Source organism: Methylobacterium platani, from assembly GCF_001653715.1.
Taxonomy (GTDB): Bacteria; Pseudomonadota; Alphaproteobacteria; order Rhizobiales; family Beijerinckiaceae; genus Methylobacterium; species Methylobacterium platani.
Genome location: NZ_LWHQ01000065.1, coordinates 297 through 13,028 on the forward strand (window position 1 = coordinate 297; position 12,732 = coordinate 13,028).

Annotated in this window: 12 protein-coding genes; 5 read left to right on the forward strand and 7 right to left on the reverse strand. The window is 73.5% G+C overall.

The window, feature by feature from the left end:
• Positions 1–46: 46 nt before the first annotated feature.
• Complete coding sequence (locus A5481_RS27250) at positions 47–343, reverse strand: FAD assembly factor SdhE (protein WP_048435331.1); 297 nt, start codon at positions 341–343, stop codon at positions 47–49.
• A gap of 169 nt (positions 344–512) precedes the next feature.
• Between A5481_RS27250 and recG the strand changes: the two genes are divergently transcribed.
• Positions 513–2,627 (forward strand): ATP-dependent DNA helicase RecG, encoded by a 2,115-nt coding sequence (gene recG, locus A5481_RS27255; protein ID WP_048435332.1) that lies wholly within the window; start codon positions 513–515, stop codon positions 2,625–2,627.
• Between the two features lie 114 nt (positions 2,628–2,741).
• Here recG and A5481_RS27260 read toward each other — a convergent pair whose 3' ends face one another.
• Together A5481_RS27260 and A5481_RS27265 are read right to left on the reverse strand one after the other, a co-directional pair.
• Positions 2,742–3,086: a hypothetical protein gene (locus tag A5481_RS27260; protein ID WP_048435333.1), complete on the reverse strand. Its 345-nt coding sequence runs from the start codon at positions 3,084–3,086 to the stop codon at positions 2,742–2,744.
• A gap of 198 nt (positions 3,087–3,284) precedes the next feature.
• Entirely contained in the window at positions 3,285–4,691 is a 1,407-nt protein-coding gene (locus A5481_RS27265; RefSeq protein ID WP_245298667.1) for an AMP-binding protein, read from the reverse strand.
• 315 nt (positions 4,692–5,006) lie between these two features.
• Between A5481_RS27265 and A5481_RS27270 the strand changes: the two genes are divergently transcribed.
• Positions 5,007–5,750, forward strand: coding sequence for an invasion associated locus B family protein (locus tag A5481_RS27270; protein ID WP_048435334.1), 744 nt, complete (start codon positions 5,007–5,009; stop codon positions 5,748–5,750).
• A gap of 310 nt (positions 5,751–6,060) precedes the next feature.
• Here A5481_RS27270 and hspQ read toward each other — a convergent pair whose 3' ends face one another.
• Entirely contained in the window at positions 6,061–6,426 is a 366-nt protein-coding gene (gene hspQ, locus A5481_RS27275; RefSeq protein WP_048435335.1) for a heat shock protein HspQ, read from the reverse strand.
• Positions 6,427–6,542: 116 nt separating this feature from the next.
• Positions 6,543–7,598 (reverse strand): HpcH/HpaI aldolase/citrate lyase family protein, encoded by a 1,056-nt coding sequence (locus A5481_RS27280; RefSeq protein WP_048435336.1) that lies wholly within the window; start codon positions 7,596–7,598, stop codon positions 6,543–6,545.
• A gap of 483 nt (positions 7,599–8,081) precedes the next feature.
• Here A5481_RS27280 and A5481_RS27285 point away from each other — a divergent pair, with 483 nt between their 5' ends.
• A complete protein-coding gene (locus A5481_RS27285; RefSeq protein ID WP_048435337.1) occupies positions 8,082–9,359 on the forward strand; it encodes a patatin-like phospholipase family protein in 1,278 nt (425 codons plus the stop codon).
• Between the two features lie 34 nt (positions 9,360–9,393).
• Here the strand turns inward: A5481_RS27285 and A5481_RS27290 are convergent, their stop codons facing one another.
• Entirely contained in the window at positions 9,394–10,620 is a 1,227-nt protein-coding gene (locus tag A5481_RS27290; RefSeq protein WP_048435338.1) for a UbiH/UbiF family hydroxylase, read from the reverse strand.
• 133 nt (positions 10,621–10,753) lie between these two features.
• Here A5481_RS27290 and A5481_RS27295 point away from each other — a divergent pair, with 133 nt between their 5' ends.
• Positions 10,754–11,728 (forward strand): quinone oxidoreductase family protein, encoded by a 975-nt coding sequence (locus A5481_RS27295; RefSeq protein ID WP_048435339.1) that lies wholly within the window; start codon positions 10,754–10,756, stop codon positions 11,726–11,728.
• A 58-nt stretch (positions 11,729–11,786) separates the two neighbouring features.
• The gene (gene pncA, locus A5481_RS27300) at positions 11,787–12,431 is read left to right on the forward strand and encodes a bifunctional nicotinamidase/pyrazinamidase (protein WP_064504423.1); all 645 of its coding nucleotides are present in this window, start codon (positions 11,787–11,789) and stop codon (positions 12,429–12,431) included.
• A 125-nt stretch (positions 12,432–12,556) separates the two neighbouring features.
• Here pncA and A5481_RS35755 read toward each other — a convergent pair whose 3' ends face one another.
• On the reverse strand, positions 12,557–12,688 hold the full coding sequence (locus tag A5481_RS35755; protein WP_280946482.1) for a hypothetical protein: 132 nt from the start codon (positions 12,686–12,688) through the stop codon (positions 12,557–12,559).
• Between the last annotated feature and the right edge of the window lie 44 nt (positions 12,689–12,732).

Below are 12,732 nucleotides of genomic sequence, written 5' to 3' on the forward strand. Positions count from 1 at the left end.
GCAGAGGGGGGAGGGTTCAGACCCGCGCCTCACTTGGAAGCCGATCTCACAGATCCACCGGCGCTCCATGCTGATGAAACGCCTTCATCCGGCGATAGACCGCCGTGTCGTAGTTCGACGGAACCTCGGCCTCGTCGGTGATCCAGCGGAAGAGGTCGCGGTCCGGCACCTCGATCAGGAGCTCGAAATCGTCGAGCTCCTCCTCCGTCAGCGTCCCGATCTCGGCGTCCGCGAAGCGGCCCATGATCAGGTCCATCTCGCGGGTGCCCCGGTGCCAGGAGCGGTAGAGCGTGCGGCGGCGGCGCGGATCGAGGTCGGCGCTGGTGCGGGTGGTGCCGGTCATCGCGAAGACAATTCCTCGGGCTGGTCCGGAGCGGCTTTACCGCCCGGGGCGCGGGTGCGAAACCCTTCACCCCGATATGGGGCGCGACGCGCACGATGCGACACGGAGCGTCCCGCAGCGGCGCCGGCGTGGTGTATAGAGCCCCCGGTTCCCCTTCGCTCCCGGCCCGATGTCGCTGCGTCCCTCCCTGCTCGATCCCCTGTTCGCCCCCGCGACCGTGCTGCCGGGGGCCGGTCCCAAGGTCGCCGTGCTGATCGACAAGCTCGTCGGCACGCCGGAGCGCCCGGCCCGGGTGGTCGACCTGCTGTTCCACCTGCCGCAGCGCGGCATCGCCCGGCAGCTGCGCGGCTCGATCGCCGAGGCGCCGCCCGGCGAGCCGGTGACGCTCGGGGTGACGGTGGTCGCCCACCGCCCGCCGCAGATGGGGGGCGGGCGAAAGCCGTTCCGGGTGCTGGTCGAGGACCAGACCGGCGACATCACCCTGGTGTTCTTCAACCTGCCCCGCGCCCGCATCGAGAAGATGCTGCCGCTCGGCAGCCACCGCTACGTCTCCGGCCGGATCGAGCTGTGGGACGGCTTCCGCCAGATGGTGCACCCCTCGCGCATCCTCGACGAGAAGGGCCTTGCCGACCTGCCGGCGGTGGAGCCGATCTACGGCGCCACCGAGGGCCTGACCTCGCGGGCGATCGGCAAGCTCGCGGTCTCGGCTCTCGACCGGCTGCCGACCCTGCCCGAGTGGCAGGACCGGGCCTGGCTCGACCGCCAGGGCTGGCCGGCCTTCGCCGACGCGCTCCGCACCGAGCACCGCCCGGCCGAGGCCGCCGAGACCGAGGAGGACCTGAAGACCCCGGCCCGGCGCCGCCTCGCCTACGACGAGCTGCTCGCCTCGCAGCTCGCGCTGGCTCTCGTGCGCAGCCGGATGCACCGCCCGGCCGGCCGCACCAATGTCGGCGACGGCGCCCTGTCGCGGCGGATCGAGGCGGCCCTGCCGTTCGGGCTGACCGGCGCGCAGACCCGGGCGCTCGCCGAGATCCGCGGCGACATGGGCTCGGAGCGCCGGATGCTGCGCCTGCTCCAGGGCGATGTCGGCTCGGGCAAGACCGCGGTGGCGCTCCTCGCCATGGCCTCCGCGATCGAGGCCGGGCGCCAGGCGGCGATGATGGCGCCGACCGAGATTCTGGCCCGCCAGCACGCCGAGCGCCTGCGGCCGCTGGTCGAGGCGGCGGGCTTGAAGCTCGCGCTCTTGACCGGCCGCGACCGGGCGGCGGAGCGCCGCGCGACGCTCGCCGGCCTCGCCGACGGCGCGATCCACGTCGTCGTCGGCACCCACGCCCTGTTCCAGGACGACGTGGCGTTCCACGATCTCGGCCTCGCGGTGGTGGACGAGCAGCACCGCTTCGGCGTGCATCAGCGCCTGGCGCTGGGGGGCAAGGGCGCGGCGGTCGATATCCTGGTGATGACCGCGACGCCGATCCCCCGCACCCTCGCGCTGACCTGCTTCGGCGACATGGAGGTCTCGGTCCTCGACGAGAAGCCGGCCGGCCGCCAGCCGATCAAGACCGTGCTGGTCTCGACCGACCGCATCGAGGAGGTGACGCTCGGCCTGGAGCGGGCGCTCGCCAAGGGCGACCGGGTCTACTGGATCTGCCCGCTCGTCGCCGAATCCGAGTACGTCGACCTCGCCGCCGCCGAGGAGCGGTTCTCAGGCCTGCGCGAGCGCTTCGGCGACGCGGTCGGACTCGTCCACGGCAAGATGCCGGGCAAGGACAAGGACGAGGCGATGGAGCGCTTCGTGACCGGCGAGACCAGGATCCTGGTCTCGACCACGGTGGTCGAGGTCGGCGTCGACGTGCCGCAGGCCACCGTCATGGTGATCGAGCACGCCGAGCGCTTCGGGCTCGCCCAGCTGCACCAGCTGCGCGGCCGGGTCGGGCGGGGGTCGGGCGCCTCGACCTGCCTGCTGCTGTTCAAGGGGCCGCTCGGCCAGGTGGCGCGGGCCCGGCTCGAGATGATGCGCGAGACCGAGGACGGCTTCCGCATCGCCGAGGAGGATCTGCGCCTGCGCGGCGAGGGCGAGGTGCTGGGCACCCGCCAGTCGGGTCTCGCCGCCTTCCGCCTCGCCCGGCCGGAGGTCGACGGCGACCTGATCGTCGCGGCGCGGGACGACGCGAAGCTGACCGTCGACCGGGATCCGGGGCTCGGGTCGGAGCGGGGACAGGCGCTGCGGGCGCTGCTCTACCTGTTCGAGCGCGATGCGGCGGTGAAGCTCCTTCAGGCGGGGTGAGGAGGTCGTTTCGACCGACGGACCTCGTCCCCTCCCGGTCGTTCCGGGCTCCGCTGCGCGGCCCCGGAATGACGGGGTGGACATCACCTCCCGTCGAGGGAGGCGAACGAAGCTTCAGAATTCCGGCTCGTTCAGCACCCGGGTGCCGATGCGGCTCTGCAGGTCGATCGGGGCGCCGGTCTGCTGGCCGGCATCGTCGACCTCGATCACCGGGACGCCGGCACCGCGCATCTGCTCGCGCAGGCGCTCGGACAGGAGACGGAAGGCACCGCCGGTGTCGCGGCGCGGGACGTGCAGCAGCACCGCCGCCGGGCGCGGCATCATCGCCAGCACGTCGTCCGCCGCCTCGAGCGAGGCGGTGACGCTGGCATAGCCCAGCTCGGCCAGCTCGGCGGAGAGGGCCCGGTCGACGGCGCGGTGACCGTCGTCGACGACGAGAACTTTTTGCAGCGCACCCATGGTCAAGCGTTAGCCGATCGCGTGCCTCTCGTGAAGGCACCGGGGCAGTAACGCCGTGAGCCGACAAAGGTTCACCGCCGTCGCGGCGCCGGCACCGGCCCGACCACCCGGGACGAACCGGGTCGACGACCGTCAACGCACTGCAACATCGGCTGTTTTCGACCGTCGAGGCGGGGCGAAAAAAGTGTCCGTCGGCGTTCAGGCCTCCGTGATCGCGGTGGCGACGCCGGCAAAGAGCGAGGCGCGGAAGCGCGTGGTCGTCCAGCCGTCGGGATTTTCGTCCACGGTGATGCCGCGGCGCAACATACGGGCCTCGCAGGCCGGCCCGCGGAAGCTCAGGCGCCCGTCCGGATCGCGGCGGATCTGGATCAGGCCGGACCGCTCGGGCGCCGGTGCGGCCCTCTCAGGGGCCGATGCGGCCCTCTCAGGGGCCGGTGCGGCCCTCTCAGGGGCCGCCAGGACGAGGGAGACGTCCTGCGCGTCGCGCCGGCCGCAGAGCAGCGCGGTCTCGTCGAAGGCGACCGCGTCGACGACGCCGGTGCGGCCCGGAAGGCGGGTGCTGAGGCGGCAGGGCGCCCGGTGGACGTAGACGAGGGTACGCAGGCGGCCGGGCACGGAGGTGCGGGAGAACCCCGCCTCCATCCAGGCCGGCGCGATCAGGTGGGTCGGCACCGGCTGGTCGAGGGCGGCCGAGAGGGCGCTCGCCTCGAAGACGGGGTGGCATTCCAGGGTGGCCCCGGCGAGCAGGGCGGCGGTGAGGCCGGTGGCGAGGCCCTTCAGGTCGCTGGGCGGCAGCAGGCTGAGGATCCGCTCGCCCGGCTCGGCCCGCAGCGGTACCAGGCAGCCGGCGGCGGCGGCCGTCAGCGCCTCGGCCTCGCGCCGCATCGGCACGGGGGCGCCCTCGGGCTCCGGCAGCGGGCCGGCGGGGCCGGCTTGCCCCCCCGGGAGCGCGAAGGTCACGAGGCCGGCGGCCGGGCCGGTGCCGAGCGCGCCGGCGTCACCCCGGTGGTCGAGCACGACCTGGTCGAGGCTCAGCACGCCGTCGGGCACGTGCGGCCCGAAGGCGGCGACGAAGCGGAGCGGGAAGTAGCGCATCGCGACCCGGCACAGCGTCTCCGCCGGCCGCTCGGTGCCGAGCACGCCCTGGGTCGGGACGGCGAGGATCTGGGCCGCCTCGACGGCCTGGAGCAGTCGGTCCTCGTCCCAGGTGACCGGCAGCAGGCAGGGGACGTGGCCGGCCTGCTCGATCGCCAGGAGCGCGAGATGCGCTTCGGCCATGCCGGCCATGCACAGGCCGACGGGGCTGCGCGGCGGCAGGCGCAGCAGCGAGAGGCCCTCGGCCAGGCGGGCGACGATCTCGCGGGCGGCGGCGAAGGTCCAGGCGATGGCGGGTCGGCCGCACCAGGCCGGCTTGCTCGCCTGGTCGACGAAGGCGATGCGGCCCGGATGCCGGTCGGCGACGGCGGCGAGCAGCGCGCCGAGGCCCATGGCGGTCGCGGGAGGGATGATCGTGCCGGGATCCGTGATCGTGCCCGAAACCCTGGCGACCGCGCCCGGCCCGGCCGGCGCCGGGGCGCGCAGGGACGGCGCGTCGTCTCGTCTCACCGTCGCCTGAGCCGCCACCGCCGTCACCCTTCCGCCCGCCGCACCGGACACCCTGCCGCGACATGGTTAAGGGTGCTTTAATCCCGTCCGCCCCCTCGCGGTCCGCGAAGGGATCGGCTAAGGGGCCCTCGGCCGGCAGCCGAAAGGCCTTGCCTTCGCCTCAATCCGGGGGAAAGCAGGCGCCCCGGAGGCCGGGCGGAGCCCTTCGGCCGCGCTCCGCCCGCTGTCGGCGCACCCGTCCCGCGGGTCCCTGCGCCACCGGCCACCGACGTTCTTGCCGTTCGGCGTTCCTGCCGATTGAGGGGTCCACTCCTGATGTTCTTCGCGAATCGTCCCGCGCGCCCGAACCAGGCCGCCATCGCCTTCGCCCTGGCCGGCCTCGGGCTCGGTCTCGCGGCCGCTCCGGCGCTCGCCCAGCCCAAGAAGCCCGCCGCCCCGGCGCCGGCCGCCCCCGCGGCCGCCCCGGCGGCGCAGGGCCAGCAGCAGACCGGCCCGATGGTGGTGCAGGTGAAGGCCGAGCCGTCCCAGGCCGACTGGACCAAGGTCTGCGGCAAGGACCAGGGCAGCGGCAACGAGGTCTGCTACACCACCCGCGACTTCGTCTCCGACCAGGGCCAGGCGGTGCTGGCCGTCGCGGTCTACGACATGAAGGGCCCGCAGGGCGCCAAGGTCGTGCGCTTCCTGATGCCGCTCGGCCTGCTGCTGCAGCCCGGCATCCGCTTCACGGTCGACAACGGCCAGCCGACCCCCGGCCGCTACGCCGTCTGCTTCCCGAACGGCTGCTTCGCCGAGGCTCCGGGCCTGAAGGACGACGTGGTCAACGCGATGAAGAAGGGCACCACCCTGAACGTCAGCGTGCAGAACCAGATGCAGCGCGAGGTCACCTTCGCGGTACCGCTGGCCGGCTTCGGCAAGGCCTTCGACGGCGCCCCAATCGACCCGAAGGTGCTCGAGGAGCAGCAGAAGAAGCTCCAGGCCGAGCTCGAGAAGCGCTCCGAGGACATGCGCAAGCAGCTCGAGCAGAAGGGCGGCGCCCCGGCGGCGGCTCCGGCCAAGTAAGCTTTTTGTATCGCGCGCCGCGGGTTCGCCCGCGGCCAGATGCCGAGAAGGGCCGGGCGGCGACGCCCGGCCCTTCTTGCGTGTCGCCCGATGATCCCGACACCCTCCGACCTCGTCCCGGGGTCGCGCAGCGGGACCCGGGATCCGTCGCCGCCGACGATCCAGAGGATGACGCGGAACGGGTGCTACCCGGCTCTCCGCCGTCGGCGGTCATGGATCCGGGTTCTCGCCCGCGGCGAGCCCCAGGATGACGCCGTGAGCCGGCAACGCTCGCGTCGGCGCCGCCGGCTCCCGTCGGGAACGCGCGGGCTCAGTTGGCCGCGTCGCTCCGCATCCGGTACCCGCCATCCGCGTCGCGCTCGAACATCTCGGCGATGCGGGCGTGGCGCAGGGCCTCGCCGGAACGGTCGGGCACCAGGTTCTGCTCGGAGACGTAGGCAACGTACTCGGTCTCCTGGTTCTCGGCGAGCAGGTGGTAGAACGGCTGGTCCTTGGACGGCCGCACCTCCTCGGGGATCGCCTGCCACCATTCCTCGGTGTTGGCGAAGACCGGGTCGACATCGAAGATGATGCCCCGGAACGGGTAGATCCGGTGGCGCACCACGTCGCCGATGTTGAACTTGGCGAGGCGGATGACCGCGCCGGACGGCGCGGCGTCGGGCTGCGGGGCGGGCATGGCGGAAGAGGGCTGTCCGGAGAGCATGAGCGTTACATAGGATGATGGGGGCGGGATTGCACCGGCGCGGGGCCTGCGCGCACGTCAGGCCCCGCCCCTGCAATCTCACGATGCCGTCAGGACTCCAGGCCGTAGGCCCGGGCGAGGTCGGGGTCCTTGGCCGCCACCAGCCGGGCGAGGTCGACGATCACGCTGGCCTGCTTCCAGGTGGCGTCGTCCTGCATCTTGCCGTCGAGCATCACCGCGCCGGTGCCGTCGGGCATCGCCTCGAGGATGCGCTTCGCGAAGGCGACCTCGCCCGGATCAGGCGCGAACACGCCCTTGGCGACCGCGACCTGGCTCGGATGCAGGGTCCAGGCCCCGGCGCAGCCCATCAGGAAGGCGTTGCGGAACTGCACCTCGCAGGCGGCGGCGTCGGAGAAGTCGCCGAAGGGACCGTAGAACGCCTTGATGCCGTTGGCCTGGCAGGCATCGACCATCCGGGCGATGGTGTAGTGCCAGAGATCCTGCTGCACGCTCGCCCGCTCCGGGGAGCCCGGCGTCGGATCGGCGATGACCTTGTAATCCGGATGGCCGCCGCCGACCCGGGTGGTCTTCATGCCGCGGGACGCCGCGAGGTCGGCGGGGCCGAGGCTCATGCCGTGCATCCGCGGCGAGGCGCTGGCGATGGCGTCGACGTTGGCGACACCCTCCGCCGTCTCCAGGATGGCGTGGACCAGGATCGGTTTCGTCACGCCGGCCCGGGCCTCGAGCTGGGCCAGGAGCTGGTCGACGTAGTGGATGTCCCACGGGCCCTCGACCTTCGGCACCATGACGACGTCGAGCTTGTTTCCGACCTCGGCCACGATCTCGATCAGGTCGTCGAGCAGCCACGGGCTGTTGAGGGCGTTGACGCGGGTCCACAGGCCGGTGCCGTGGGCGGAGAAGTCGGTGTCCCGCGCCATGGCGATGAAGCCCTTGCGGGCGTTCAGCTTCTGGTCGGCCGGGACCGCGTCCTCGAGGTTGCCGAGCACCACGTCGACCTGGGCCGCCAGCTCCGGCACCCGGGCCCGGACCTTGTCGTTGTGCGGCGGCACGAAGTGGATCATCCGCTCGAGCCGCACCGGCAGCTCGCGGAAAGGGGCCGGCGCCCCGGTGGCCAGGGGCTGGAAGAAGCGGCGCGGCAGTTTCATGGGCTCGGGTCTCCGACCTTCCGGCGCGGCCGGTCTCCCGCATCGCGAGAGGACCCGGCCTTTCCGGAGGGGTAGAGCAGGGGCGGCGCGGCCGTAAAGGGGCGGCGTCTCGGCAGATGGTCGTGCCCCGGCGCCGGCGACCGGCTTGGCCCGCGGCGCCTCCCGCTTTCGGGGGAACGCCGCGGCGGCCTACGCCCGATGCGCGCCGCCTCCATCTCCGACCGGCCGCCGCAAGTCACCGCATGTCGAGTTGCGCGCCCTGAACTGGCGATTATCGTACGACGAGGCGGATCCGACCGTACAGATCCCTCCGGATCCACGGTCGGACTGACGACGGGAGCCGGCGCCGGCCCGGCGACTTGGCGGCCTGCCGGCGAATGCGTGCGCGCCGTGCCGTTTCGCACGTGCAGCATGGAACGCAGCTTCACAGCCGGCGTTCACCGAGCGAGGCGGGTACAGGGCGGGCGACAGAGGACACGGACCATGTCCCGGGAGATGAATCGGCGCAGGCTTGCCGGCGCCGCGACCACGATGCTCGCCGCGGCCCTCGCCTTGGGTGCGGTCGCCTCGGGTGCGGTGCCGGCCCGGGCCGGCACGGTGGCGGACCGCCAGCGCTCGACGACGCGGACGAGCTTCACGGCGGCCGACCTCGCGGCGGCCCGGCCCGAGGGCCTGCCCGCCGCGGTGCGGCTGCCCGGCGACGACCCGGCGGCGTTCAGGACCTTCCTCGACGGGGCCGCGATGGCCGCGCGCGCGCCCTGGCTGGCGCTCTCCGGCGGCGGCGAGAACGGCGCCTTCGCGGCCGGCCTGCTCAAGGGCTGGACCCGGGCCGGCACCCGGCCGGAATTCGGCGTCGTCACCGGCGTCTCGACCGGGGCGCTCATCGCCCCCTTCGCCTTCCTGGGCGCCTCGGGGGACGAGGCCCTGGAGAAGGCCTATACCGAGACGTCCGCCGCGGACGTGTTCGAGTTCGGCGGCGGCCCCGAGAGCCTGACCGACACCTGGCCGCTCAAGCGCGGCATCGAGCGCAGCGTCACGCCGGCGCTCCTCGCGGCGGTGGCCGCGGAGCACCGCAAGGGCCGGCGCCTCCTCGTCGTCACCACCGAGCTCGATTCCCTGCGCCCGACCCTGTGGGACATGGGCGCCATCGCGCAGGCCGGCGGCCCGGCCGGGCTCAAGCTGTTCCGCGAGGTGATGCTGGCCTCGGCGGCGATCCCCGGCATCTTCCCGCCGGTGATGATCGACTCCGTCGACCCCGGGGGCAAGCGCTTCCAGGAGATGCACGCCGACGGCGGCGCCACCGCGCCGTTCTTCGTCGCCCCCGGCCGCACCCTCTTGGAGCAGGTGGCGGGGGCCGGGCCCCAGGACGCGAAGCCGGACGACGCGAAGCCGGACGACGCGAAGCTGCCGGCGCCCTCGGTCTACGTCGTCGTCAACACCTCGCAGGCGCCGGACTTCCAGGTCGCGCAGCGCTCGATGCTGAGCATCCTCGGCCGCTCGCTCTCGGCGATGATCAAGGCCCAGACCGCCGGCGCCCTCGCGGTGACGCAGGCCTTCGCCGACCGCACCGGCCTGCCCCTGCACGTCGCCACCATCGACCAGCGCTTCGGCCAGGTCTCGCAGGCGCCGTTCGAGCAGGGCTACATGCGGGCGCTGTTCGCCCACGGCGAGCGGCTCGGCCGGGCCGGCACCGCCTTCGACTGGTCGCCCGACACGCTGGTCACCAGCTCGACCCGGCGGAGCGCCAGCAACGCGCCGTAGCATCGCCGGCGCTCCGCCCTGCCACCCCGCGCCCTCACCCCCGCATCAGGGTCGGCGTGCCGAGGCGCGGGGTGACGCCCTCGCGCATCACCAGGCGCCGCAGCGGCCCGATGGTCGAGAGGGCGAGGAGCCCCGCGCCGCGGGCGAGGTCGCTCGGCAGGAAGGCGGTGAGCAGGCTGCGGTTGAGGGTGTCGACCGCCCCCGTCCGCAGCCGGGCGTCGAGGGCCCGGCCGCGGGCGAAGCCCGACAGCACCGCCTCGTCCCCGGGATCGCGGGACCCCGCCACCGCGTCGCGAAGCGCCGCGGCGTCGCGAAGACCGAGGTTCAGCCCCTGCGCGCCGATCGGCGGGAAGACGTGGGCGGCCTCGCCGACGAGCGCGAGCCGCGGGCCCACCGGGCGCGGCACCGACAGGCCGCGCATCGGCACGAGGCCCCGCGGCCCGTCGATCCGCATCTGCCCCAGCATCGACTGCGCCTGCCGCTCGATCGCCCGGCCGAGGGCGTCGTCGTCGAGGGCGGAGAGGGCCTCCGCCCGCGCCTCGGCCGAGACCCAGACCAGGCTGGAGCGGCGCCCGCCCGGCAGCGGCACCAGGGTGAAGGGCCCCTCGCGGGTGTGGAACTCGGTCGAGACCTCGCGGTGGTCGCGGGTGTGCGCCAGGATCGTGGTCAGCGCCTTCTGCGGGTAGGTCCAGCGCCGCGCCGGGAGGCCCGCCGCCTCGCGCAGGGGCGAGAGGCCGCCATCGGCCGCGACGACGAGGCGGGCGTCCACGCCGCCGCCGCCCTCCAGCGCCAGCACCGCCCGGTCGGCCGCGACGGTGCACCCGGCGGAATCGTGCTCGACCAGCGTCACCTCCGGCACCGCCCGGGCGCGGGCGCGCAGGGCCTCGACGAGGCGCGCGCTCTCGATGTTCCAGCCGAAGGCGTCGAGGCCGATCTCGCGGGCGACGAAGCGGGCCGGCGGCGGACGGAACAGGCTGCCGGTATCGTCGATCAGGTGCATCTCGGCGAGCGGGGCGGCCTGGGGCTCCAGGGCCTCCCAGGCGCCGAGCGCCCTGAGCAGCCGCACCGAGCCGTCGAGGAGCGCCACGGTGCGCCCATCGGCCACGGGAGCGTGGCGGCCGACGAGCGCCGTGCGGATCCCCTCGCGGGCGAGCGCCAGCGCCGCCGCGAGGCCGACCGCACCGGCGCCGACCACCGCCACGTCGAAGAGGGCTCCCTCGGGACGGTCCCGGCGGGCATTCGGCTCGGCTGTCTGGCTCACGAAACGGGTCCTCGCTCACGCATCCGGGTGATCTGGGTCGCGCGCGGCCGGTTCGCCATCCCGGCCATTGCCGCAGCCGCCCCGGCACCTATGATCCCGCCCGAACGACGAGACCAGGGTTGGGAGCGAGACGATGCCGAAGGCGATCCGGATACACGAGTACGGCGGCCCGGAGGTGATGCGCTACGAGGAGGTCGCCGTCGGCGATCCCGGGCCGGGCCAGATCCGGGTGCGCCAGAGCGCCGTCGGCGTCAACTTCATCGACATCTACTTCCGCTCCGGCCTGTACAAGGCGCCGCAGCTCCCCTTCACCCCCGGCAACGAGGGCGCCGGCACCGTGGTGGCGGTCGGCGCGGGCGTGACCGGCTTCTCGCCCGGCGACCGGGTCGCCTACGGCTCGGCCGCCGGCACCTATGCCGAGGAGGTGGTGATCGACGCCAAGTCGGTCGTGCGGGTGCCCGACGGCATCGACGACGACACCGCCGCCGCGATGATGCTCAAGGGCCTCACCACCCAGTACCTGCTGCGCCGGACCTACAAGGTCCAGCCCGGCGACACGATCCTGTTCCACGCCGCCGCCGGCGGCGTCGGGCTGATCGCGACGCAGTGGGCGAAGCACCTCGGCGCCACGGTGATCGGCACCGTCGGCTCGCAGGACAAGGTCGCGCTCGCCCGCGAGCACGGCTGCGACCACGTCATCCTCTACCGGGACGAGGATTTCGCCGCCCGGGTCAAGGAGATCACCGGCGGCAAGGGCTGCCAGGTCGTCTACGACGGCGTCGGCAAGGCGACCTTCCCGGCCTCGCTCGACTGCCTGAAGCCCTTCGGATATTTCGTCAATTTCGGCAGCGCCTCGGGCCCGGTCGAGGCCTTCGACATCAGCATCCTCGGCCAGAAGGGCTCGCTCTACGCCACGCGGCCGACCCTGTTCACCCACACCGCCGACCGCGCGACCCTGGAGGAGATGGCCGCCGACCTGTTCGCCGTGGTGGAGAGCGGGGCGGTGAAGATCCCGGTCCACACGCGGGCGAAGCTCGCCGATGCGCCGAAGGTCCATGCCGACCTCGCCGGGCGCCAGACGACCGGTGCGACGGTGATGCATCCCTGATAGGCTGACGCAGCGGCATCCGGGGCGATTCGCCCCGGATCGGCGGAGACCCGACGCGATGACGTCCAACGCCCTTCAAGCGAGCGAGACCGACTGCCTCCTCGTCATCGACGTCCAGGCCGACTTCCTGCCCGGCGGCGCGCTGGCGGTGCCGGACGGGGACGCGGTGATCGCGCCGATCAACGCGCTGGGACGCCTGTTCCGGCACGTCGTCCTGACCCAGGACTGGCACCCGGCCGGCCACGCCTCCTTCGCGGCGAGCCACCCGGGCCGGGCGCCGTTCGAGACCGCGACCCTGCCTTACGGCCCGCAGGTGCTGTGGCCGGAGCATTGCGTGCAGGGCACGCCCGGTGCCGCGCTGTCGCCGGCCCTGGCGCTGCCCCACGCCCAGCTGGTGATCCGCAAGGGCTACCGGCCGGGCATCGACAGCTACTCGGCCTTCCGGGAGGCCGATCGCGAAACCTCGACGGGGCTCGCCGGCTACCTGCGCGAGCGCGGCTTCACCCGGGTGTTCCTGTGCGGGCTCGCCACCGATTACTGCGTCGCCTGGAGCGCGATCGACGCCCGGGCGGCGGGTTTCCAGGCGGTGGTGGTCGAGGATGCCTGCCGGGCGATCGACCGCGACGGCTCGCTCGAGCGCGCCTGGGGCGACATGGCGGCGGCGGGGGTGGAGCGGGAGGAGAGCGGGGCGATCGGGGGGTAAGGGCCCGGGCGGCTCATGCAACGAGACCGACGCCCTCGGTGTCATCCTGGGGCCGCGCAGCGGAACCCGGGATCCAGAACCGCAGGACCTTCAGGATCGAGCGGTCCGCATCGACCAGCGAAGGCTCAGCCCCAATCCTCGGGACGGCCCCACTTGCGGTCGAACGACCGGGCGATGTGGCGGGCGTGGAGCAGGCCGCCGACACTGAGAACGACGGCGGTCATCGCCACCTGTATGGTCAGGGTCCAGGTCAGCATGTGAGTCCTCGCTGCCCAGGAAGTGGGATTGCCCCGGATCGGTG

Coding starts and splice junctions, on each gene's coding strand:
- A5481_RS27250 (WP_048435331.1), bottom strand. CDS start 343: ATGACCGGCACCACCCGCACCAGCGCCGACCTCGATCCGCGCCGCCGC.
- recG (WP_048435332.1), top strand. CDS start 513: ATGTCGCTGCGTCCCTCCCTGCTCGATCCCCTGTTCGCCCCCGCGACC.
- A5481_RS27260 (WP_048435333.1), bottom strand. CDS start 3,086: ATGGGTGCGCTGCAAAAAGTTCTCGTCGTCGACGACGGTCACCGCGCC.
- A5481_RS27270 (WP_048435334.1), top strand. CDS start 5,007: ATGTTCTTCGCGAATCGTCCCGCGCGCCCGAACCAGGCCGCCATCGCC.
- hspQ (WP_048435335.1), bottom strand. CDS start 6,426: ATGCCCGCCCCGCAGCCCGACGCCGCGCCGTCCGGCGCGGTCATCCGC.
- A5481_RS27280 (WP_048435336.1), bottom strand. CDS start 7,598: ATGAAACTGCCGCGCCGCTTCTTCCAGCCCCTGGCCACCGGGGCGCCG.
- A5481_RS27285 (WP_048435337.1), top strand. CDS start 8,082: ATGTCCCGGGAGATGAATCGGCGCAGGCTTGCCGGCGCCGCGACCACG.
- A5481_RS27295 (WP_048435339.1), top strand. CDS start 10,754: ATGCCGAAGGCGATCCGGATACACGAGTACGGCGGCCCGGAGGTGATG.
- pncA (WP_064504423.1), top strand. CDS start 11,787: ATGACGTCCAACGCCCTTCAAGCGAGCGAGACCGACTGCCTCCTCGTC.
- A5481_RS35755 (WP_280946482.1), bottom strand. CDS start 12,688: ATGCTGACCTGGACCCTGACCATACAGGTGGCGATGACCGCCGTCGTT.